This window comes from Bordetella sp. MIP270_01_BMS, assembly GCF_054958705.1.
In genome coordinates this window covers 97,011-117,624 of record NZ_CM143297.1, presented here as the reverse complement: position 1 = coordinate 117,624, position 20,614 = coordinate 97,011, and the positions used below count along the sequence as shown (strand labels likewise).

General features: G+C 62.2%; 22 protein-coding genes. 10 read left to right on the top strand and 12 right to left on the bottom strand.

Annotated elements, in window-relative coordinates; genetic code table 11:
• The first annotated feature begins 255 nt into the window (after window positions 1-255).
• Together ACV17W_RS00600 and ACV17W_RS00595 are read left to right on the top strand one after the other, a co-directional pair.
• Window positions 256-678: a DUF4148 domain-containing protein gene (locus tag ACV17W_RS00600; RefSeq protein ID WP_462594531.1), complete on the top strand. Its 423-nt coding sequence runs from the start codon at window positions 256-258 to the stop codon at window positions 676-678.
• 155 nt (window positions 679-833) lie between these two features.
• Complete coding sequence (locus tag ACV17W_RS00595; RefSeq protein WP_462594530.1) at window positions 834-1,316, top strand: antibiotic biosynthesis monooxygenase family protein; 483 nt, start codon at window positions 834-836, stop codon at window positions 1,314-1,316.
• On the opposite strand, the gene ACV17W_RS00590 is transcribed toward ACV17W_RS00595, so the two are convergent.
• From ACV17W_RS00590 to ACV17W_RS00570, 5 genes are read right to left on the bottom strand one after another with little or no spacing between them, the layout of a single operon-like run.
• Entirely contained in the window at window positions 1,282-1,671 is a 390-nt protein-coding gene (locus tag ACV17W_RS00590; protein ID WP_462594529.1) for a DUF4150 domain-containing protein, read from the bottom strand. The two genes, ACV17W_RS00595 and ACV17W_RS00590, sit on opposite strands and share 35 nt — an antisense overlap.
• Window positions 1,672-1,698: 27 nt before the next feature.
• Window positions 1,699-2,769: a pentapeptide repeat-containing protein gene (locus ACV17W_RS00585; protein ID WP_462594528.1), complete on the bottom strand. Its 1,071-nt coding sequence runs from the start codon at window positions 2,767-2,769 to the stop codon at window positions 1,699-1,701.
• On the bottom strand, window positions 2,766-5,489 hold the full coding sequence (locus ACV17W_RS00580; RefSeq protein WP_462594527.1) for a DUF2169 family type VI secretion system accessory protein: 2,724 nt from the start codon (window positions 5,487-5,489) through the stop codon (window positions 2,766-2,768). Before ACV17W_RS00580 ends, ACV17W_RS00585 begins: the two co-directional genes overlap by 4 nt.
• Window positions 5,490-5,500: 11 nt before the next feature.
• Window positions 5,501-5,923 (bottom strand): hypothetical protein, encoded by a 423-nt coding sequence (locus ACV17W_RS00575; protein WP_462594526.1) that lies wholly within the window; start codon window positions 5,921-5,923, stop codon window positions 5,501-5,503.
• Between the two features lie 11 nt (window positions 5,924-5,934).
• On the bottom strand, window positions 5,935-8,286 hold the full coding sequence (locus ACV17W_RS00570; RefSeq protein ID WP_462594525.1) for a type VI secretion system Vgr family protein: 2,352 nt from the start codon (window positions 8,284-8,286) through the stop codon (window positions 5,935-5,937).
• Window positions 8,287-8,745: 459 nt separating this feature from the next.
• Here ACV17W_RS00570 and ACV17W_RS00565 point away from each other — a divergent pair, with 459 nt between their 5' ends.
• From ACV17W_RS00565 to ACV17W_RS00540, 6 genes are all read left to right on the top strand, one after another.
• The gene (locus tag ACV17W_RS00565; RefSeq protein WP_462594524.1) at window positions 8,746-9,291 is read left to right on the top strand and encodes a Spy/CpxP family protein refolding chaperone; all 546 of its coding nucleotides are present in this window, start codon (window positions 8,746-8,748) and stop codon (window positions 9,289-9,291) included.
• Between the two features lie 238 nt (window positions 9,292-9,529).
• On the top strand, window positions 9,530-10,186 hold the full coding sequence (locus tag ACV17W_RS00560) for a GntR family transcriptional regulator (RefSeq protein ID WP_462594523.1): 657 nt from the start codon (window positions 9,530-9,532) through the stop codon (window positions 10,184-10,186).
• Entirely contained in the window at window positions 10,183-10,707 is a 525-nt protein-coding gene (locus ACV17W_RS00555) for an ureidoglycolate lyase (protein ID WP_462594522.1), read from the top strand. Before ACV17W_RS00560 ends, ACV17W_RS00555 begins: the two co-directional genes overlap by 4 nt.
• Entirely contained in the window at window positions 10,704-11,624 is a 921-nt protein-coding gene (locus ACV17W_RS00550; RefSeq protein ID WP_462594521.1) for an allantoinase PuuE, read from the top strand. Before ACV17W_RS00555 ends, ACV17W_RS00550 begins: the two co-directional genes overlap by 4 nt.
• A 28-nt stretch (window positions 11,625-11,652) precedes the next feature.
• Complete coding sequence (locus ACV17W_RS00545; RefSeq protein WP_462594520.1) at window positions 11,653-12,642, top strand: Bug family tripartite tricarboxylate transporter substrate binding protein; 990 nt, start codon at window positions 11,653-11,655, stop codon at window positions 12,640-12,642.
• A gap of 199 nt (window positions 12,643-12,841) precedes the next feature.
• Window positions 12,842-13,327 carry a GNAT family N-acetyltransferase gene (locus ACV17W_RS00540; protein WP_462594519.1) on the top strand — a complete coding sequence of 162 codons (486 nt, stop codon included), beginning with the start codon at window positions 12,842-12,844 and terminating at the stop codon, window positions 13,325-13,327.
• A gap of 62 nt (window positions 13,328-13,389) precedes the next feature.
• Here the strand turns inward: ACV17W_RS00540 and ACV17W_RS00535 are convergent, their stop codons facing one another.
• Window positions 13,390-14,295, bottom strand: a complete 906-nt coding sequence (locus ACV17W_RS00535) for a LysR family transcriptional regulator (RefSeq protein ID WP_462594518.1) — start codon at window positions 14,293-14,295, stop codon at window positions 13,390-13,392.
• 145 nt (window positions 14,296-14,440) lie between these two features.
• Here ACV17W_RS00535 and ACV17W_RS00530 point away from each other — a divergent pair, with 145 nt between their 5' ends.
• Window positions 14,441-14,830, top strand: coding sequence for an Atu4866 domain-containing protein (locus tag ACV17W_RS00530; RefSeq protein WP_462594517.1), 390 nt, complete (start codon window positions 14,441-14,443; stop codon window positions 14,828-14,830).
• A gap of 59 nt (window positions 14,831-14,889) precedes the next feature.
• The gene (locus ACV17W_RS00525) at window positions 14,890-15,375 is read left to right on the top strand and encodes a nuclear transport factor 2 family protein (protein ID WP_462594516.1); all 486 of its coding nucleotides are present in this window, start codon (window positions 14,890-14,892) and stop codon (window positions 15,373-15,375) included.
• Between the two features lie 98 nt (window positions 15,376-15,473).
• Here the strand turns inward: ACV17W_RS00525 and ACV17W_RS00520 are convergent, their stop codons facing one another.
• The 6 genes from ACV17W_RS00520 to ACV17W_RS00495 form a co-directional block, all read right to left on the bottom strand.
• A complete protein-coding gene (locus tag ACV17W_RS00520) occupies window positions 15,474-15,899 on the bottom strand; it encodes a nuclear transport factor 2 family protein (protein ID WP_462594515.1) in 426 nt (141 codons plus the stop codon).
• A 5-nt stretch (window positions 15,900-15,904) separates the two neighbouring features.
• Window positions 15,905-16,684 (bottom strand): cupin domain-containing protein, encoded by a 780-nt coding sequence (locus ACV17W_RS00515; protein ID WP_462594514.1) that lies wholly within the window; start codon window positions 16,682-16,684, stop codon window positions 15,905-15,907.
• Window positions 16,681-17,433: an HpcH/HpaI aldolase family protein gene (locus ACV17W_RS00510; RefSeq protein ID WP_462594513.1), complete on the bottom strand. Its 753-nt coding sequence runs from the start codon at window positions 17,431-17,433 to the stop codon at window positions 16,681-16,683. The genes ACV17W_RS00515 and ACV17W_RS00510 overlap by 4 nt, the downstream gene beginning before the upstream one ends.
• A 48-nt stretch (window positions 17,434-17,481) precedes the next feature.
• Window positions 17,482-18,630, bottom strand: coding sequence for a lactonase family protein (locus tag ACV17W_RS00505; protein ID WP_462594512.1), 1,149 nt, complete (start codon window positions 18,628-18,630; stop codon window positions 17,482-17,484).
• Window positions 18,631-18,699: 69 nt separating this feature from the next.
• Window positions 18,700-19,494, bottom strand: coding sequence for an IclR family transcriptional regulator domain-containing protein (locus tag ACV17W_RS00500; RefSeq protein WP_462594511.1), 795 nt, complete (start codon window positions 19,492-19,494; stop codon window positions 18,700-18,702).
• An 11-nt stretch (window positions 19,495-19,505) separates the two neighbouring features.
• Window positions 19,506-20,609, bottom strand: a complete 1,104-nt coding sequence (locus ACV17W_RS00495; protein WP_462594510.1) for an Ldh family oxidoreductase — start codon at window positions 20,607-20,609, stop codon at window positions 19,506-19,508.
• Window positions 20,610-20,614: the final 5 nt, after the last annotated feature.

Sequence of the window (20,614 nt, the reverse complement as noted above, 5' to 3'; positions counted from 1 at the left end):
GGCGCAAGGGAAGATCATGATGCACACGATCGTCCATTCCCTTCATCGCCGGCGCTTTCCCCTTATCGAGTGAAGAAGTCTGCCGGAACCTGCAAGTCCAGGCATTGAGCATTTCGCCCTGCTTTCCGGCCCCACTCACATCATCGGCTCCATCTGGCTTGTCAGCCAGAGCCGCGGCGCGAATGCGCCACCCGAAGCGGTCTTCGACCCAACTATCGATCATCGATCCAACCATTGAACCCAAGGATGCACACCATGACACACATGCACGCCAACGCCCTCGCCCTCTCTTTAACCGCGCTGTTCGCAGGCCAGGCCACGGCTACCCCGATGGCTGAGCCGACACGCGCCCAGGTCAGGGCCGATCTGGCCGAAGCCGTACACAACGGCGACGTCGCTACCAGTCAAAGCGGCTTGACCTGGCGCCAGCAGTTTCCCCATCTGTACCCCGACCAGACGCCCGCCTCGAGCTTGAGCCGCGCGGAGGTCCGGGAAGAGCTTGCAGAGTCCATCCGCATGGGCGACGTGGTGATCGGCGAAAGCGCCGTGCGTGTCGCCGACGTATTCCCACAGAACTATCCCGCGCAAAGCGAGCCCAGCGCAAGCCGTGAACAAGTCAGGGCCGAACTCGCGGCCGCCGTCAGCGACGGTTCGCACTACCAGCATATTGAGCCGTAAGGCTCAGGGCCACTCCCCTTCCGCGGCAGACTCCGTGCGCGCGTCGAGCTGCAAGACTCGGCGGCGCGCTACGGGGATCGGCCTGGTCCGCATTCGCGTCGTGGTCGTATTCCAGGGCAGCGAACCCGCCTGATTCGACTCCATCAAGGAACGCCATGATTTATGAAATCGCGTTATTCCCCGTCCAGAAAGAGCGCGTTGCGATGTTCGCACGCGCCTTTTCCGAAGTCGCTCCCTTGCTTCGCCGTGCGAAGGGTTACGAAGGCCACGTCCTGGCGCAAGGAATCGAGACCCCCCGGCAATTTACGCTAATCGTGCGCTGGGAATCCTTAGAAGATCACACGCCCGGGTTCGAGCAAAGCCGCGACCATCAGGCGTTCATGATGGGTTTGGAGGACTACTTGTCGGACGAGCCTACCGTCTATCATATTGATGCCAAGGGATCGCCGCCGGCGAGCGTGGCGGCCAGGGTTCATCCAGAACGAGCAACGACGATTCCTTGTGCTTTTTTCTCCCTTGAAGGGCGGCGCAATGAGCCGTGCCAGACCGCTGCAAAGCAATGCAAGGATGAAAATGGGCTTGGCGAGCCGATGACGGCCCACCTCATGCGGCCAGGATCAGGATTTTCGGCTGGCTAGGCACCACCCGCATGCCCAGGGTATTGAAGCCGTTCTGCGTGTTGATCGAGGTGAGCCGCGTGGTCGGCGCGCATCGATTCAGGCAGGTGAACGCCCCCGTGCGTGGCGACGATGGTCCCATCACAAGATGCGATACCACCCCAGTGGCAATGCCCGGATTGTCGCCATTGGTAATGGGCGTAATCGTGAACAGGTTGTGCACCGGCGCGAAGCAGTGCAGGATGTTGAAGCACACCGGTATTGCCGTAGGGCTCAGCGCAAGGTCGGGATACGGAACCGGCAGCAGCGCCGGCGGCGTCAGGCAGACATCCGGAAAACCCAGATCCAAACCCATCATTTGCGTATTGCTGAACATGGCTGTCGCTCCGTATTGATCGCTACGTCAAATTTGCCCACCCGCCCGCAAGGTCCAGGCTTCAGCCTCATACAGTGCGGAGTCCGACACCAGGATGCCGCCGTGCCGGGGCAACTGGTTCGGATCGGTCCGCGCCCGATGAAACTTCGTTCGACTGAAACCGGCGCGTCCGAACGTGGCGCCTCGAACGTCCGCGTATGCAAAATCGGCATACTCCAGGTCGCAGCCGTCGAACCGGGCATCGGTCAGTCCGGCCCGGTGAAAGACAGCCTGCTTGAGCACCGCTCCGGAAAAGTCGGCGCCTGCGGCCCGACACTCGACCCACAGCGAACTTTCCAGGCGGGCATTGTCGAGCACGGCCCGGTCGAGCGTGGCCTCCGGAAACAATACTCCAGTGCCGTGCGCCGATGACAGGCTGGCTCCCGTGAGGTCACAGCCTTTGAAACTGCTCTGCGTCAGATCGCAGCCTGTCAGGTCGATTGACGCGAGGCCCGAGTCGATGAACTGGCACATCACGAATGCCACGCCCGGAAAAGCCAGTTCCTGCATCCCGGATTCCAGGAACACCGTTTTTTCGAATTGCACGTCTTCAAAAAGGCACGACGCCAGATCGTCCCTGAAGAAGATCAGCTGTGAGAAGTTCGTGTTCCTGAACACGGCCTTCGACAGACGGCACTCGTGGAACACGCCATGATCATTCCTGATATTCGCAAAGCAGGCCTGGTCGAGCACCGAGTCCTTGATGGCTGCGTGCGTCAGGTCGCAGCCTTCGATTCGGCTGGCGGAAAGATCGCTGGCCTGCCATATCGAGAGGCTCAGGTCGGCATTGCCGAACTCACAGCGGGTCGCATCGCACTCGTTGAAAATGGCGCTCTTGAGTGTCGTGGCCTCAAATGACGCCCCCTCGAAGCGGCAATGGATGAAGCTGGCCTCGGCAAGGTCGGCATGGCCGAAGTCGCACCCCGAAAAATCGACATTATCGAAAGTCGTCGCAGAAAGATCGGCGTCGCGCAGGTTCAGGCCCGCGAAAGACTCGTCCGAAACCGCCATCGCGTAGCGGGCGTTCTCCAGCAGTTCATCGCGCTTCATCGTCATCATGCACTCTTGCGCTTGGGATAAGTGTTGGCCTCTCTGGTGTATGCACCATCCATCAGCGTCGTGTGATCCAGACGGGTCAGCGAAAAATTGGCCCGAAAGACATTCGCGTGCGCCAGGTTTGCATGCCTGAGATCGGCCGCCTTGAAGTCGCTGCCGATGCAGTTCGCATTCCGGAGGTCGGCGAAGTTCAGCCTGGCGCGGATATACATAGACCCATTCGTGCAGCAATTGCGCAGATTGGCGTACCGCATGTCGGCCAGGGAAAAGTCGCAGACTTCCATGCGGGCGTTCTCGAAACCGACGGACGTCATGGGTGTCTCCCGGAAATTGCATTGCTTGAGCCGCGAAGCTTCAAACGAGCATTCCCGCAATTGCGTCTGGTGCATGAATGCGCTGTTGCTGATGTGGCTCTCATGAAAAAACACGTACGCCAGCTGCGAAATAAAGAAGGAACAGCCATCCAGCCGGCACTGGTCGAACACGGTCCTTTCAATATCCGCTTTCTGAAACGACACCTTGGTCAGTGTCACATCGTCCAGCCGGCAGGCAGTCATGCCCATCTGGTCCAGGATACTCATGCTGAACTCGGACCCCGCAAACTGGCATTGTTCGAATCGGATCTTGCTGGGCATCCATGAGTCGATCGTCACATGCTCGAACTTGCACATGACGAACACCGCGTCTTCCACGATGTTGTGCTTGAAACGGCAGCTCTCGAACGAGACACCTTGCGCCGTCAGGGCCGATAGGCTGGCGCCCTCCAGATTGCAGCCCGAAAACACGGCGCCGGCGAGATCGGCCCGAGCCATCACGGCATCCGTCAGGTCGCAGTCGATGAAGCGGCAGCCAGCCAGGTTGCTGTGCTCCAGCAAGGCGCGCCGGCAATCGATGCCATGGAAGATCATGCCCGATAAATCGGCGCCGGTCAGATCCAGCCCGTCCAGCGTCGCCCGCGTGCGGCACAACTCGTCCACATTGGCCCTCACCGGCCGGTTCTGCTCGGGGCTCAGCCGGTCCGGCGTGTCCTGATCGTGGGCCGACAACAAGTATCCCTGGTGCACCAAGGGCCGCAAGGACAGCAGCTTGCGGCGGAACGCTGCATCGTCCATCCAGTCCATGGTCTTTTTCATCTCCGGATGCCGGGCGCGGAATGCTGCGTAGTTCGGCAGGGCATGGGTTTTCCCCGCCGCCCCAGAGAGCTCCGGGTCGTCCGCCACACCGGGAATACGGCCGAAGTCAACCTCACCGGTCTTCAGGTCCACCACATCGCGCATCCGCCCCGGGTCGTCAAGCAGCGCGTACAACGCCTTCGGCGGTCCCGCCACCGATACGAGGCCATCGTGGGACACGGGTATCCCCCGCGCTTCATAGTCGGCTTTCAGGCGAGACTGATCCTCCTCCATGCGCTGTTTGACTTCCCGAGCCTCCTCTTCCAGGCGCGCCGTCTCTTCGGCCAGCACGGTAAGATCCCGGGCGCCGTACTTGCGATGAGGTCCGTACTCTTCAGGCAGATAGTCGTCTGGATTCTGCCCCGCATCGGCAATGACCTGGCGCTGTTCGGCGATCAGCTTGTTCTTGTAGTTCTGCGATTTGATCCATGTGGGCGTCTGGTAGACCGCTTCCAGGTCCAGGTTGATAGGTCCCAGAATGCCGGCGGTGATCAGCGTATCGTCGCACAGCACGTGTGACGCCCCTTTCTCGGGGTCTTCGCGCACCTGCATCGTCTGCCGATAATGTGCAATGTCGCGCACCTGATCGTTCGCTTCCAGCGCCGACATCAGACTGGCCACGTCGCTCGCGTCGTCTTCCCGTACTTCGATATTGCCGTGAAAGATCAGCACCAGGCGCTCCAGATGAGGCACGAACCACGCCGTCGTCGCGCGCATCTCCACCTCTTGCAGATCGTCACCCGGCGCTGCGGGCCGGATGAATGCCCTGGCCTGCCAACGAGGCAGCGTGCCCTGCCAGCAGGGGTGGGCCGGATGCATGTTCCAGAATGAGAACGCCGCGCCCAAAGGCAGTTCCGTGCGGGCATCCCACCTCTGGTCGGGCTCGGCCGCGTTGAACATCAGCGGGTTCATGTCCGGGAAAAACCCGGGGTACTCCTCTCGCTGCCATTGATCGGAATAGGTGCCCAGGTGGCGGAATCGGCGGGGAAACAGCATGTTCACCGGTCCGAACCCATAGGGCTGATTCCCGCGACGTCCATACTGATATCGATCCACCGGGCTCTCGACATTGGGCAGCGGCAATCTCCCTGGCGTTTCCGGCGACGTCTCGATTCCCTGTCCGCCAGGGTTGTCGGGATAGTCTTTTCCGCCATAGGATCTGGCCCAGGTAAGCGGCATGCTGTCGAATGGCTCGGGCTCGGTCGGCCTGTTGCCGATCCAGTAGCGGTCTCCAAATACCAGCAGCTCTTTGCGCAGGCCGGCGACGTCAGCCCGCACCATGACCTGGCGCTTGTCTTCCTGGTGTGCGGTATACGCATAGCCTCCGACCAGATACTCGGGCACCGCCTTGGGAAGCACGTGGTCCAAGACACCGTCGCAATCCAGCTCTGGCAATACCTCGCGCCACAGCTCGATGTCGGAGAGCAGCTTCGGATCCGCAGGGTCCTTCATGTCGGCCAGTGCGATGACGCAGACCGACAGGAAGTTCTTGCCGCGCCAGGAATAAGGCCGGTGCAATGTCGTCAGCCGAAAGGGCTTGATGGTTTTCATGGCGGCCTCGCCTACCAGTCCAGCACCAGCTTCTGGTCATTATCGGGATCCGCCAGGACCCCGATGTGTGCAGCCGGGCGAATGAAGGACAGGCGTTCGAACGGAATAGGCTGCTCGATTTCTCGGATCACCTCTTTCTGTCCATGCGTGTACTTGAGCTTGACTCTCAGGATAGGCAGCTCATTGAGGTACTTCGACGTTCCGTTGACCTCCAGGATGGTGGCTTGCAGCGCGACACCAGTCTTGCGCAACTCGCGAAGCAGCGCGTCGGCGCGCAGCACCGGCAAAACGGCAAAGAGGAATATCCCGGCGAACAACAGCAGCATGCCGGCGGCGACGGCGAAATGGCCGAACTCGCGCATATGAAGCAGCCAGCCACACCCTGCCGTTCCCAGAATGAAAATCAGCGCAAACAGGTATTTAACCCATCGCATGTGCCGCCTCGTCAGGCATGACTCTCGAGTGTCGAAACACGGTTATCCAGGCCGCTGACCTGGTTCTTCATCCCCGACATCTGCTGCTTGAGGCCAGTCTGGCTGGATTTCACCGTTTTCACGCTGCGAGCCAGAATGGTCACGCCGCTTTTCGTCCCCGCGATTTCCCGCTGCATGCCCTTGAGCAGGGTTTCTGTCGCAGCAGCTTCTACTTTCGACGCCTTCGCCTTGACGTCGTTGGCGATGAATGAATTCTGATAGCCTTTAAAATCTACCGTAACCCCGGCGATTGTCGTTCCTGCGCCTATGACAAAAGCGTTCAACGGATAAACCCCCAGGTTGCCGCCCGCCACGACGGTGCCCTTCACACCGTACACAGTCTCGAACGCCGCGGATTTGAACGTCTTGAAATAGGCGTTCGCTTCTTCGGTGATATCGCCCAGCACTGTCTTGTTCTCGTTGGCGGTGATGGTCACGTTGCGGTTCGCCTCGATCACCTCTTCTAGGTCGGATTTGTATTCGTGCAGCGCAGTGCTGTTGACGGTGACCTTCTGTTCGGCTTGCGTCACCCGGGTTTCTATACCGGTAATCGTCTGATTGAAATCGCTCTGGTACTTGTGGATGGCGTTACTGTTGACGGTGATTTTCTGCTCGGCTTTCACCAGCCGTTCTTCCATCGCCTCGATAATGGTCTGCAGGTTGTTGCCAACCTCCAGGCAATGGTTGTTGCCTACTGTCTGGCAATGGTCGTTGCCCACCCGCACTTCCTGGTTCTGGCCTACGTCCTGGCAATGGTTATTGCCCACATGATGCCTGTGATCATTGATGATGTCCGCGCACATATCCCGCTGGGCCCGCATTTCGAACAACTCGCAACCCAGCGTGTCATCGAACAGCATCAGGTTGCACATTGACGGGTCGCCACGCACCGACTGGCTGCGAAACCCGCTGCGCGTGGCGCCGCCCGGCAGGTCCACGGGGGGCATGTTGTTCGCGTTATAGACACGTCCCAGCACAATGGGGCGATCCGGCCAGCCTCCAACGAAGTCGATCACCACTTCATCGTTGATTCGTGGCAGTTGCAGTCCGCCAAAACCGCCCCCCGCCCACGGGCTCGACACGCGTACCCAGCACGAACTGTTCTCGCTGTTGTGCCCATAGCGGTCCCAGTGAAACTGCACCTTGATGCGCCCGTATCTGTCCGTCCAGATTTCTTCGCCCGCAGGCCCCACCACTCGCGCCGTCTGCGGCCCGTGCGTGCGGGGGATGGGCGTGACGCGAGGCGCGCGAAACTGCTGGGACGACGGGATTGAAACGAAAGAAGCCTCGTACTGGTAGCCGCCGTCGGTATCGGTCGCATATCCGCCTACGCCGATGCGATAGCTGGCGGCCACCACCAGGTACTCGTTATTCTCGGCAGCGCGGGGGTGATTCTTCAGATTGAACGTATATCCGGGCGCCAACGCCCGGGCATTGCTCATTCCACGGTTCTGCTTGCGCTTGCTTTGCAATTCCTGCAGGCGGATTCGGGAATACTGCTCGCCATGGTCAGGCTCTTGATAGCCGCCTTGCCATTCAAAAATTTCCAGATTGCCTGTTTGCGACCCGCCCGGCGCGCGCGAAATCGCTTCCAGGCTGGCCGCCGGCTTGGTGAAATCGTAGTCGGTGGTGGCGTACCCATCGGGCGCAATTTCCGATGACACCTCCCACACCGACACGTACTCTTGGTTGGGTCGGGTCAGCCGGTCGGGGCCATAGTACGGAATGTCGCCATAGCCCGGCATGGGCTGGTGCATGGAAGCATCGTCCGTCATCACCAGGGTGTGTTGCCCGTTGCCGTGCCTGAAGTAATAGTAGATGCCCTCATGCTCCATCAACCGGCTGATGAAGGCGAAGTCGGTCTCCTGGTACTGCACGCAGTATTCCCAGTTCCGATAGGTGCCATTCAACGCGGTTTCAAACGGAAAGCCGTATTCGCCCAGCACCTCCTGGATCACATCGGGCACGCTCTTGTTCTGGAAAATCTTGCTGTCCGAGGTTTGCGTCAGGTACCACAACCACGGACGCACCGTTGCCTTGTAGATGTAATAGCGCGACGTGGCATTTTCCCTGCCTATCAACTCGCAGCGTGTGATCTGCCCGTTCAGGTAGCGCGGCCCGGCCTGGGTCTCTATTTCCAGTGTCAGGGGCTTGCCCAGCAGGGCGTCCAGGTCGACGTTGTAGTTGTCGGCCACCAATTCGACGCCGAACTCGAAAAGCTGCGACACACCCTCGTGGCCGGTCATATGCCGGAAGCCCAGCTGGCCTTCCAGGGGTGTATGCGCCACAACAGGACGAGCGGTAAGCGAGGTGGGAATATCCATGATCAGCGTCTCCCTGGAACGGGCCGACGCCGAAGCGCCGCCGACGGGCTGAGCCGATGATCGGTGCCTCAGAGAACAAGGCAAGCGTCGAAAAGATGACGGCCCAGCAGAGGTCATTATTGAAAAGCGCGGTGCTGAAAAGAGAAAACGACCGCCCTGGCGATTGCCGATTGATCCTACCGTGATTTCAGACGGCGCCACAACGCGGATTCGCCGCATACTGTGCAACAGTATGCAACCCCCTTACCGCGGCATCGGCATGTCGTTCCAAAGGATGGGTTGCTTCCCATCACGCAACATTGTTGCCCTGTTTTGCGGCACCCGGCCCGACCGGCCTCGCTGACCCTTTGCGCCGCCGCCATCGGCTTCATGCATTACCGCGCGGCGATCATGAGCATCTGACTTCCTCAGGCGCACGAGTCACAATAGCGGATCCCCAGCTGCTGAATGGAAATGCTCGTGAAAAAATTTGCCCTTACTGCCGTGGCTGCTCTGGCCGCCGCGGCGTCGCCTGCCGTCGCTCAACATCATGGCCATGGAAGCAGCCATCAGGGCGGCGCGTCGCAACATGGCCCGTATGCGGGGCTGCAGGAACGCGCCATCAAAGCGCTCTCGGAACAGCAGATCGCGGGTTTGAAAAGCGGCCGTGGCATGGGCATGGCAATGCCCGCCGAACTGAACGGCTACCCCGGACCCATGCACGTGCTGGAACTGGCCTCCCAACTGAACCTGAGCGACGAACAGGCCGCGCGCACCAAGGCGCTGTTCGCGGAAATGCGGGCCGAGGCCATCGCGGCAGGCGAAGAAGTGATTGCAGCGGAAGCCGCCCTGGACGCCCTCTTTCGCAATAAACAAGCCGGCAGCGAAAACGTGTCCGCCGCCGTTGCTCGAGCCGCACGTGCGCAGGGCGAGCTCCGGGAAACGCACCTGCGTTATCACCTTGCCATGATGGACGTTCTGTCGCCCGAACAGGTCGCGCTGTACAACAAGGCTCGAGGCTACTAGCGCCGCTCGGCGCAGCCGGCGCAGCCGGCGCAGCCACGGGTAGTCGCACGCTCCGGCGCCGGCGCTTCGCCGCATCCGCCCCCGCCCGCCTGGCGCGCCGGTCGACACGTCGCCGCCGCGCGCCGCTGCGTCCCCCCTTTACTCCGCCTGCCTTGCACGCCGCGCGGCGCCGCTGGGCCGCCGATCGTTCACGCCGGAAATTTTGGTGTACGATTGGGATCCCAGAAGGATACAAACTATGGAAGTCCAGGAAGATACCGTCGAGAGCGCGCATGAGCGCAGTTACCGGCATCTGCTTGCAAAAATCATCTGCCGCGAAATCGGCCCCGGCATGGTGCTCGAAGAGCGCCGGCTGGCCGGCGAACTCGGCGTGTCGCGCACGCCGCTGCGCGCGGCTTTCAACCGGCTGCTCGGCGAAGGCATCGTGGCCAGGCTGTCAAACGGGTCGATCATCGTGAAGGCGTTCGGCCCCACCGAACTGCTGGAATTGCTGCATGTGCGCATCGTGCTCGAGCCCGAAGCCGCCGCGCTGGCGGCGGGTCGAATCCCGTCCGCGAAACTGGCGGCCTTGCGTCATGAGCTGGAAGCCATCCTGCAGAGCGCCGAAGTGACGCGCCAGCAAGACTGGTCGGCCGACAACATGCTGCATGAGCTGGTCGCCGAGCACTGCGGCAATCGAACCATGGCCGGGCTCATCTCGGATGCCCGCCTGCGCGTGCGCCTGTGCAACGTCGAACGCCTGGAAGAACGCCAGGTGAAGGCGCGCCACGAGCACATGGCGATTCTCGACGCGCTGGAATCTGGCGACGCCGATGCCGCACGGTCGGCCATGCAGGTTCACCTTACCAACGTACGTAAAGCCTACCTGGGTTCGCTAGGCTATCTGCATCAATGACTCACACGCCTTCCCAGCCTTTGCGTGCCATCCAGGCACGCCCCCTGGCCCCCGAAACCTTCGCGCCCTATGGCGAAGTCATCCAGCATTCCGGGGCCGAACGTCGCCATTTCATACGCTCGGCCTACGAGCGCTCTGACCAGGCCCTTGAGCCCCGGCTCTGGGTGTCCCGGGTCGAGGGGCAGGCGCAGTGGCCGCTGAAGGTCTGCGCCCTGGAACGGCATCCACACGCCGCCCAGACCTTTATCCCCCTGACCCGTAGCGCTTACCTGGTGATTGTTGCGCCCGCTCTGGCCGACGGCCAGCCGGACACCGACCACCTGGAGGCCTTCATTGCCTCGCCGGATCAGGGCGTGTGCTATGGGCGCGGCGTCTGGCACCACGGCCTGAGCGTACTGCAGTCGCCCGCTGAATTTGTCGTAGTGATGAGCATGGCTGAACAGGGCAACGACGAGTTCCTCGCGCTGCCCGAATCCCACCAGGTACTCGTGCACTATGCCGCTATGGAAGGCAATCCATGACTGATCACCATCCCCGCGACTTCGTCGGCTACGGCCCGACGCCGCCCGATCCACGCTGGCCGGGTGGAGCGCGCCTGGCGCTGAACTTCTGCATCAACTATGAAGAAGGCTCCGAACCTTCGATTCCCGACGGCGACGAGGCTTCCGAAACCGGCCTGACCGAGGGCGGAGCCGGCGGATTCTCGGGGCGTGACCTCGCCGCCGAATCGATGTTCGAGTTCGGCAGCCGGGTGGGCTTCTGGCGCGTCGCACGCCTGTTGCAAGCGCATGGTTTTCCCGCCACCCTGTTCGCCTGCGCCCTGGCACTGGAGCGCAACCCCGCCGTGTGCGACGCCGTACGCAACTACGACTGGGATGTCTGCGCGCATGGCTGGCGTTGGGAACGTCACCAGAACCTCGCGCTCGACGAAGAACGGCAGCGTATTGCGCGCGCCTTCGAATCCATTGAGCGCACGATAGGGAAACGTCCGGGCGGCTGGTACTGCCGCTACGGCCCCAGCCTGAATACGCGCCGGCTGGTCGTCGAGCACGGCGGGTTCCTGTATGACTCGGACGCCTACAACGACGAACTCCCCTACTACGTGCGGGTCCACGGGGCTGCCCATCTGGTCGTTCCCTACGGGCTCGTGAACAACGACGCCAAGTTCATCCGTGGCGGCATGGCCACCGGTGACGACTTCTTCAATTATCTGCGCGACTCGTTCGACGTGCTGTACGCAGAGGGCGAAACCCAGCCACGCATGATGTCCGTAGGTCTGCACCTGCGCCTGGCCGGCCACCCGGGTCGCGCTGCGGGGCTCAAGCGTTTTCTGGCTCATGTGGCCAGCCATCCGCACGTATGGGTATGTAAACGCGAAGACATCGCGCGCCACTGGCTCGCCACCCATCCACCCAGTCACGGCATGCCTGCCGAATAACCCTCATCCAAGCAGCGAGGTGAAAATCATGATCCATGACTTGAAGCGCGCCGGCATATTCTGCGCGTCTGCCCTGATCGCGTCGAGCGCGGCTTTCGCCGCGCCTGCCGTGGCCGACACCAACTTTCCGTCGCAGCCCATCCGCCTGGTGGTGCCGTTTGCGCCTGGCGGGGCGGCGGACACGCTGGCGCGGGCCTTGGCCAACACACTGGGCCAACAAACCTCGCAGACGGTCGTCGTCGAGAACCGCGCGGGCGCGGGAGGCACCATCGGCACCGCCAGTGTGGCGCGCTCGGCGCCCGATGGCTACACGCTGCTGCTCGGCAACGTTTCGACGCTGGCTACCGCGCCCAGCCTTTACACGAAACTGGCGTACGATCCGCTGAAAGACTTTACGCCGCTGACCCTCGTGGGCCACAGCCCTCTGGTATTCGCCGCCTCGCCGAAATTGCAAGCCAACACCTTGCACGAGCTGGTCAACGACACCAAGAACCTCAAGGACCTGAACTACGGTTCATCGGGCGCCGGCAGCATCACGCACCTGACCGGGGAATTGCTGAACAAGCAAGTCGATAACGCCATTGTGCATGTGCCGTACAAGGGCAGCGCGCCAGTACTGGTCGCCGTCATGTCGGGCGAACTCCAGCTGGGCGTGACGCAGGTATCCGAAATGCTGCAGCAGTTCCGTGCCGGCCAGCTGAAAGCGCTGGGCATTACAGGTAATCAACGCCTCCAGGTCATCCCGGACGTTTCGACCGCGGCGGAACAGGGCATCCCGGGCCTGGAAGCCACGACCTGGTATGCGGTCGTGGGGCCCAAAGGCATCCCCGATGACGTCGCCAGCAAACTCAACGCCATGCTGGTCAAGGCGCTTGACGATCCGGACTTCAAGAAGCGCTACGCCGAGGAGGGTCTGCTGATCCAGTCATCGACCCCGCAAGAACTCAGCGAGCTCATCGCCAAGGAAATTCCTGCCTGGGGCGAAGTCGTGCAGCGTGCGAACGTCAAGCTCGACTGATCCCCGACGTTGACCGCCCGGCAGGCATGCCGCCGTGCATGCCCGGGCTGCCGCAGCCGCGCGATTCGCCAGCAGCAATCCAGTGGCGCCGCGCGGCGCACCGGCCTTCCTCACCGCCCTTCCACCCGGGGCATCCGGGGCGCTGAACGTGTATCCTGGCGCATTTCGCCGCCTATGCGGCGCGGCCCGGAGCGGATTGATGACCCTGACCCTGAAGAAATTCGGCGACGACGACTTCGACGACTATTTCCGCCTCGTGGGCGACCCGCAAGTGATGGCGATGATCACCGAGCGCGCGCTCGCGCACGACGAAGCGCGCCAGGATTACCAGGCTCTGCTGGCAGCCAACGCCCTGCATCCGGACTTCGGCCAATACATGATCGTTGACGCCGACCAGGGGCACTTCATCGGCTTGGCCAAGCTGGCGCTCGATCCGGAAGAGGCTTCGAGCGCCGAACTCGGCTACATGATCCTGCCCGAACACTGGGGCCGGGGCATAGGCAGCCACATTGCGGATCAGTTGATCCGCAAAGCCGAGCAGCATCCCGCCTTGCAGAGGCTGTACGCCATCATCGATCCCGCCAACCTGCCATCCAGGAAGATCCTGCTGAACAACGGCTTCGCGACGCGCGAATTCAGAGACTTCGACGGCTTGCCCGGGGAAATCCTGGAACGAGCCTGCTAGAGCGCGGGCAGTCGCGGCGGCCCCGCCCCGGGGCGCCGTGCCGGACCAAGCCCGCCCGTACGCTACTGCTGCACGCCGGCGGTCCGCAACGAACGCACATGGTCCACCAATGCCCGCAGTTTGGGCGGCTGGTTGCGGCGGTTGGGGAAATACAGATAAAAGCCGGGAAACCATGGCAAGAACTCGCGCAGTAACGGCACGAGTTCACCGCTTTCCAGCCAGGGACGAAACGTTTCCTCCATCCCTATGGTGATGCCGCCCCCGGCCAACGCGGCCTTGACCATCAGCAGCATGTCGTTGGTCGTCACTTGCGGATCGACCTGCACGTCGAATTCTCGGCCGTCCTCGGCAAATTCCCATCGATAGGGCGTCACGTCGGGCGCGGGCCGCCAGCCTATGCATCGGTGATCGACCAGATCGGATGGCCGCAGCGGCCTGCCGTACCGCTGCAGATAGGCTGGTGCGGCTACGACCGCTTGCCGCTGCAGCCCGGACACTGGCACGGCCACCATGTCCTTTTCAATGACCTCGCCCAGGCGCACCCCGGCATCGAACCCTGCGGCCACGATATCGAACTCTTCATCGGTGACGGTGATGTCTAGCGTGATGCCCGGATAAGCATCGGCAAATCCGGCAATAAAGCCGCCCGACAAAAACTGCTCGGCGATTGAGGTAACCGCCACTCGCAGAAGCCCGCGCGGGGGCCCTGCATCCACGACGCTTTCCCAGGCGGTGGCCACGGTGGACAGCGGCTCCACCACCTGTGCGCGCAACCGCTCGCCCGCTTCAGTCAGGCTCACGCTGCGGGTGGTGCGGTGCACCAGGGCGATGCCCAGTTCGTCTTCCAGGCGCCGCATGCTTTGGCTGACGGCGGAACGCGTCACTCCCAGGCGGTCGGCGGCAGCGCGGAAATTCCCGGCCTGAGCCACGGCCAGGAAGACCTTGAGCAAATTGAGATCAGGATCCATTGGTTAGCAATACTAACCGATGCAGTAAGCGGCAGACCACTTATCTTATCTTCCGACCCTGCTTAGACTCTTTTGCATGACACCCTCCGTTGCCGGGCAGCCCGGCAATGCCGACAAGACCGCGCGCCTAAAGGAGTGCGACACCATGCAATTGATCCTTCAATCCCTCCCGAATTCCGCCGTGTCCGGTACGCGGGCCCGGGCAAGACCCCGCGCCGCCGCGCTGCTTACGCTCATGCTGGGCTCGGCGATGGCGGCACAGGCGCACACAGACGGCGCATCGTCCGGTCATCCCGCCTCCGCCCCGCATCCCTATGTAGGAATGTGGGTCACCGAAGACGGCTACATCCGCCACGAACTGCTGCCCAACGGACGTTATGACGAAGCGCGCGGCAATCGGCGCAGCGCATACCAGGGCCGCTACACGATCCAGGGTAATCACATCGACTACGTGGACGATACCGGTTTCACGGCAGATGGCGAATTCGTGGACGACGTGCTCTATCACGCAGGCATGGTCCTCAGGCGCGAATAGGCCTCTGTGCAATCCCCCTTCTGCCCGCCGCATGGCGGGCCCCTCACCAGGAGAAACGCATGAAAAACCCGCTGAAGTGCTCGAACTGGGCCGCCGTCTCGGCACTGTGCGCGGCATTCGCCGCGCCGGCCGGCGCATCGCCCTCTTCACCCGCCCCCGCGACCGCCAATGCTGCATTGGTGGCGCAAGCCTTCGACAACTGGAAACAGGGTACCGGCAGTGTTTTCGATCTGCTGTCCGACGATCTGGAGTGGACCGTGGCCGGCGTGAGCCCCGTATCGGCGACGTATCGCACTCGAGAGGTGTTCATGAAGCAAGCCGTGGCGCCCATCACCGACAGGCTCGCCACGCCGATCACTCCGGAGGTCAGACACATCGTTGCGCAGGGCGACCAGGTGGTTGTGCTGTGGGACGGCAAAGCCACCAGCAAGGACGGCGAAACCTATGAAAACAGCTACGCCTGGCATATGCAGGTGCACCAGGGGCAGATCACGCAGGTGCAAGCCTTTCTGGACACCTGGCGGTTGGCAAAGCTGATGGAGTGATCGGCGCGGCCGGCCCTCATCGTGCCGGGCAAGGGCTGCCTGGCTCGCTGCTGGATGCGAAGCGCAGGCTGTGCCGCCGGATACGCGTGGCGCGAGCGCTAGCCGGTGGTGGCAATGGGCCCCTTGAACAAGGGCGCTATCGTTCGTTCTTTCAACAGCCAGCGGCCCGACGAGTCCCTCACGAAATCGTCCGTCACATCCGCGATGAGATTCGGCACCGACGCGGGCAGGACAGGCACACCGTCATTGGCATGAATCAGCAGCACCCACACCATCTGCGCTTCTGTGTCGGTGTGGGAAGCCAGGTGCAGATTGTGCACAAGATGTCGTACGACGCGTTCTCCGCGTCGCTCGCGCTCCAGATAGAACTGTTGAATTTCGGCCCGGCCCGTCCGGCTTTTTTGACTGGTCGTGTAACGCCCATCCGGAATGAAGAACAGGTGGGCATTGCGCCCCCAATTCCGATCGACGTCGTGCCAGTACGCCATGATTTGCGCCTGGATCTCTAAAAAAATGGTGTTCATGGATATCAGCTCGCGTTGAGGCCGGTCACCGGATAGTCGGCCGCGTTCACGACCAGACCTTCCATGGCCAGAAAATCTGGTCGTGGCGGATGGAAAATATCGATCAGCCAGCCGGGACCTTCAATATTCTGGCTCGTATGCGTCACCGTTGGCGGTATCTCGAGCACCGAAGGGCTGTCCGCCACGACATGCTGGTCCTCGCGCCACTGGGCGAGATCCTTCGTCCAAGGCCAGCGCAGGTGATGCACGTAGCGCCCTTCCAGAACGAACGATATCTGAGCGAAATCGGCGTGGACATGCGGGCTCATCTGGGCCGTGTCCCGGGGCACGGGCCGCGATTTCAGCACATTCAGCATCAGCCTGTCGGACCGGAACACGCGAAAATTCGAATCGGCTCGAGTCGCCTCACGCAAGGTGAACCGCTTTATGCCGCGTGGCATGGCGGGCTTGCTTTCGCTTCCCTCGGGTGGGTTCCTCGGCGCCACCACCAGGACTCGCCCTGAACCCGAGAAGTTGGCGGCGCGTACGTCAGCGCCCATGACCAAGACCATGGGTTCGGCGATGCAGACCTGCTCATCAGCCACCTGCACGACCAGCCCCGCATCTGGAAAGAACATAATGCGCTCGCCATTGCCCTCGTCCAGATCGGCGCGTTCGCAATCGTCCAGCGACGCGTAGCATGTCACCACCTCTGTCAACGCGGACTTCCAGCATTGCAAGCCGGGCGCACATATGTCCGGCACGCGCTTCGCATAGTCATCGAGTACCACTGGCTCGTTCCTCACGGATTTCCCCTTGCTCCAAAAGCTTCGCGGGCTGCATGGATCAGCAAGGCCTGATCGGACCCTTGGATCAGCAGCGACGCACCCATACTGCGAAAATTCTCGGCCTCGGCGATAGCGCCGACCATTGCACCCAATGGTTTGCCTGCGGCTTTGACCGCCTCGAACACCTGCGCCACCGTCTCTACCACGATCGCACTCTTGGTCGACGTCTCGCCCAGCGCCACCGCCAGGTCCGCACGCCCGATGAACACGACGTCCACGCCCTCTACTCGAGCGATGTCCGCCGCATTGTGCGCGCCGGCGCGGTTTTCGATCTGGCAGATGATGAGCGGACGGCGATACCCCCGCAGAATCCGGTCCATGGGCTCTACGCCGAACCCGGCGCTGCGAGTCGATGAGGAAAACCCGCGGCAGCCTCCGATGAACCGAGTCGCCCTCACGATGGCCTCGGCTTGTTCCGCGCTCTCGACCTGTGGAACAACCAGCCCGGCTGCACCCATATCCAGCACCTGCTGAATGAACTTCGGCGAATGGTCCAGCACCCTGATGAACATAGGCAGGCCGCAGGCCCTGCCGGCCAGGAGCAGCGCATCGATATCGTTCAACGACAACGGGGCGTGTTCGGCATCGATAACCAGAAAGTCCAGTGCGGACAAGGCCAGCAGCTCTACCACCGCAGGTGCGGGCAACTTGAGGAAGGTGCCGCGCACCTGCGCACCTTCTCTGATTCTGTCGACGATGTCGTTCATGAATGCTCCTATGATTGCGTGCCGCGACTGCCGCCTCGGCATCCCGGCTCAGACGGGCAGAAATCCGCTCCAGAAGAGCGTGGTTCTCGACGTGGCGACTGGCTCCCAATGCCTATGGTGGGGCTTGCCCGCGCCGTCCAGTTCGTACACGTCGAATCCGGCTTCGACGCGTGTGGTGGTCCCATCGGGCGCCTTGATCAAGTGCGCCATCCAGCTTGAGGCCACCAGCCAACGGTCATCCGCACTGATCGATAAGTTGCGCGGGCCGATCCCGCTGACGGCCACGCGCTCTCCTGCCCGAAGCAGTCCCGTTCCGTGATCGACGCTGAAATGTGCGATGCTGTTCTCGCCGCCAACGAAAACACGCATGCCCGCTTCGACCGTATGCCCGTGCGCGCGGTTGGCCACGTACAGGCGCGTCTTTGCATGGTTCAGCTTCACGGCCCCGGCAATCTGGCCGGGCCGTGCGTCCTGGGGATCGGCAAGCAGCTCGACAGTCTGCAGCGGCTGAGGCAGCAGCGCCGAGCCGTTCCGCTGGTAAACCAGCAATGAATTCTGGCTCTCCAGGACCAGATAGATCAGCGGTTCATCCGGGTGGAAAAGCACATTGCGCGGCTCGAAGCCTCCCTCCCAGGGCGCCGTAACGGTCTGGCGGTGACGGGCATGCCCCTGCAGGTAGTCAAAAATTCGCATGGCCCCCGAAATCGGCGCACGCGTTCCAATCGCGTCATTGCCGCGTTCGCTGACAATCAGCATGCTGTTGTCGGGGGATATCAGACCCTGGTGAGGAGCGATTCCCAGGTTCGATTCGGCCTGGCTCTCCGTGGTGATCCGGCCGTCGGCGTCGATGGCGTATAGCCGGAACTCAGGCGGGCGGTTGAAGGTGACCAGCACATGATCACCCGTCGCATCGAGCCCCACATGGATGGGCCGCGATGGCAGGGCGACCGGGCCGCAAATCGGCACCAGCGGCTGCCCCTGACCGGTCGGCGCCAACGCGTGCAGATGGTGCCGCGACCCGGCTACAAAGGGCCCGCCATCGCTGGTGACGAAGTAAGAAACACCCGTACGTTCGTTCGCGCAGGCATACTGAACCGGCGCATCCAGGGTCAGCGACAATGTCGGCCGGATCTGTCCGCCTTCAAGGCTGTACAGCCGCACTTCAGATCCAACACAAGCACAGAATAGTTCTTTCATGGCATTTCGCTAGCGAGTTCCTGCATTCCTGCGGCCGGGCACGATGGCGGACGACCACGCCGCCCCCGTTCAGATCGCGTTCAGCCGCGCCGAGATTTCCGAGGAAGCCTGTAACAGAGGGGGAAGTAATTGCTTGACGGCTTCACGGGTCCCCATGGCCGACGTGATCCATGTAATGCCGATCGAAGCCAGAACGCGGTCGCCTTCGTATACAGGCACCGCGATCGTGGACGACACCGGACGAATGTCTGGATCCCGCAGCGCATATCCGCGTTCGACGACGCGCTCCAGCTCGCGCAACACCCGCTCGACCCGCCAGGCCGGCAGATTGCTGGCCACGCGTTGCCGGTTGACCAGGTTGACGATTTCGCGCTGTGATGCCGTATCGCAAAATGCCAGGTAAGCCTTGCCCAGCGCCCGTGAGATCGGGCAAAGCCGCATATTGATCGAAGACTGCAGCAGCGCGAGCGGTGAGCGAGGTATGGTGCTGTAGCGCACGACCATTGCGTCCACCTGTGGCATTGCAGCAGCCGCCGGCCACTTCAGCTGGGCCGTGAGCCGATCCAGCACGGGCGCCCCGCACGACAACAGCTTCGGCTCGCCATGAAAGCCCGCCGACAAGGTGCACACGTTCTCGGTCAGCGAATAGCATCCCAGCCCCGGACCGCGCCGCACCATGCCTTTCAATTCCAGGGTGCGCAGAATCCGCGACAAGGATGACTTGGGTATGCCCAGCTCTGCATTCAGCAAATGCAGGGTGGAGTGCGAATGCCGGTTCATGGCGGCCAGTACATCGAGGCCCTTCGCCAGGCCGGCCATCACTTCTTTGTCGGAGATCTCTGCGTTGTCGCTTTGCACACTCATGGCTATCCGGTTCAGCCCAGCAGGTAAGGCGCCCCGGATTCATCGGCGATTTCTCTGATGCGATTACGCAGATTCCTGTGCATGGGGATGCCATGCTGCAATCGTTCTGCGCGCGATGCGCGTTCCGGATCGCCGGGAATCAGCACGGGCCGTTCCGGATCGGCCGGCTTATTGGCCCGCAGCGTGGCTATCATATCGTCGAGATCCGAACCGAAATCGGCGGTGGGGCGTACGCGGCTGATGTCGATCGCCATGAAGAAGTGCCCGATGTTGTCGGGTTCGTCCGCCCGCTGGGTGCGATTGCGCACAGGCGAAAACGACCCACCGGACAAGGTACTGGCCAGGATGTGCGCGAACATCGACAGCCCGTATCCCTTGTGGCCGCCCAGCACTTCGTCTGCCCCGCCCAGCGTACACAGCCCGCCCGCGTCGTCCTCGGTGATGATGCGATAACCTTCGGCCGCGTCATGAACCGTCTCGCCATGCTGGTCAACGACCCAGCCCGCCGGAAGCGGCTTTTCACGCAGCGCGTGCACGCGCACTTTGCCGATGGCGGTCACCGAGGTGGCGATGTCCAGCGTCACGTCCGGATTTTCCCTGGCGGGCGCCGACAGCGCAATGGGATTGGTGCCCAGCACGGGCTCGGTCCCGCGCGGGGGCACCACCGCGACATATCGCGTCGACGACGTCACCATCGCCAGCATGCCGGCTTCGGCCGCCATCCGGGAGTAATAGCCCGCCGCCCCGAAGTGATGCGAGTTGAAGGCGCTTACCAGGCCCACGCCGAACTGACGGGCCCGCTCAATGGCCAGCTTCATGCAGTACACGCCGCAGGGATGCCCCAGGCCGGCGTCGCCGTCGACACGGGCCACCGCGCCAAAATCACTCACGATGCGCGGCCGCGCAGCCGTATTCAACTTGTTGGCCTTTCTCAGCAAGGAATACATGTGCAGCTGGGAAATGCCGTGTGAATCCACACCGCTGAGATCCGTCTCGACCATGACGTCGGTGGTGTCCCGGATAATGGCCGGGTCCATTCCCCAGGATGTCAGGATCGCCTCGATCTGAGCGCGCGCGAGATCCGATGGCACCAGGCTGGTTTCGGGATTAGACATGCGTT

Coding starts and splice junctions, on each gene's coding strand:
- ACV17W_RS00540 (WP_462594519.1), top strand. CDS start 12,842: ATGACCCTGACCCTGAAGAAATTCGGCGACGACGACTTCGACGACTAT.
- ACV17W_RS00535 (WP_462594518.1), bottom strand. CDS start 14,295: ATGGATCCTGATCTCAATTTGCTCAAGGTCTTCCTGGCCGTGGCTCAG.
- ACV17W_RS00530 (WP_462594517.1), top strand. CDS start 14,441: ATGCAATTGATCCTTCAATCCCTCCCGAATTCCGCCGTGTCCGGTACG.
- ACV17W_RS00560 (WP_462594523.1), top strand. CDS start 9,530: ATGGAAGTCCAGGAAGATACCGTCGAGAGCGCGCATGAGCGCAGTTAC.
- ACV17W_RS00550 (WP_462594521.1), top strand. CDS start 10,704: ATGACTGATCACCATCCCCGCGACTTCGTCGGCTACGGCCCGACGCCG.
- ACV17W_RS00545 (WP_462594520.1), top strand. CDS start 11,653: ATGATCCATGACTTGAAGCGCGCCGGCATATTCTGCGCGTCTGCCCTG.
- ACV17W_RS00500 (WP_462594511.1), bottom strand. CDS start 19,494: ATGAGTGTGCAAAGCGACAACGCAGAGATCTCCGACAAAGAAGTGATG.
- ACV17W_RS00505 (WP_462594512.1), bottom strand. CDS start 18,630: ATGAAAGAACTATTCTGTGCTTGTGTTGGATCTGAAGTGCGGCTGTAC.
- ACV17W_RS00570 (WP_462594525.1), bottom strand. CDS start 8,286: ATGGATATTCCCACCTCGCTTACCGCTCGTCCTGTTGTGGCGCATACA.
- ACV17W_RS00520 (WP_462594515.1), bottom strand. CDS start 15,899: ATGAACACCATTTTTTTAGAGATCCAGGCGCAAATCATGGCGTACTGG.
- ACV17W_RS00580 (WP_462594527.1), bottom strand. CDS start 5,489: ATGAAAACCATCAAGCCCTTTCGGCTGACGACATTGCACCGGCCTTAT.
- ACV17W_RS00575 (WP_462594526.1), bottom strand. CDS start 5,923: ATGCGATGGGTTAAATACCTGTTTGCGCTGATTTTCATTCTGGGAACG.
- ACV17W_RS00495 (WP_462594510.1), bottom strand. CDS start 20,609: ATGTCTAATCCCGAAACCAGCCTGGTGCCATCGGATCTCGCGCGCGCT.
- ACV17W_RS00585 (WP_462594528.1), bottom strand. CDS start 2,769: ATGATGACGATGAAGCGCGATGAACTGCTGGAGAACGCCCGCTACGCG.
- ACV17W_RS00600 (WP_462594531.1), top strand. CDS start 256: ATGACACACATGCACGCCAACGCCCTCGCCCTCTCTTTAACCGCGCTG.
- ACV17W_RS00555 (WP_462594522.1), top strand. CDS start 10,183: ATGACTCACACGCCTTCCCAGCCTTTGCGTGCCATCCAGGCACGCCCC.
- ACV17W_RS00510 (WP_462594513.1), bottom strand. CDS start 17,433: ATGAACGACATCGTCGACAGAATCAGAGAAGGTGCGCAGGTGCGCGGC.
- ACV17W_RS00590 (WP_462594529.1), bottom strand. CDS start 1,671: ATGTTCAGCAATACGCAAATGATGGGTTTGGATCTGGGTTTTCCGGAT.
- ACV17W_RS00525 (WP_462594516.1), top strand. CDS start 14,890: ATGAAAAACCCGCTGAAGTGCTCGAACTGGGCCGCCGTCTCGGCACTG.
- ACV17W_RS00595 (WP_462594530.1), top strand. CDS start 834: ATGATTTATGAAATCGCGTTATTCCCCGTCCAGAAAGAGCGCGTTGCG.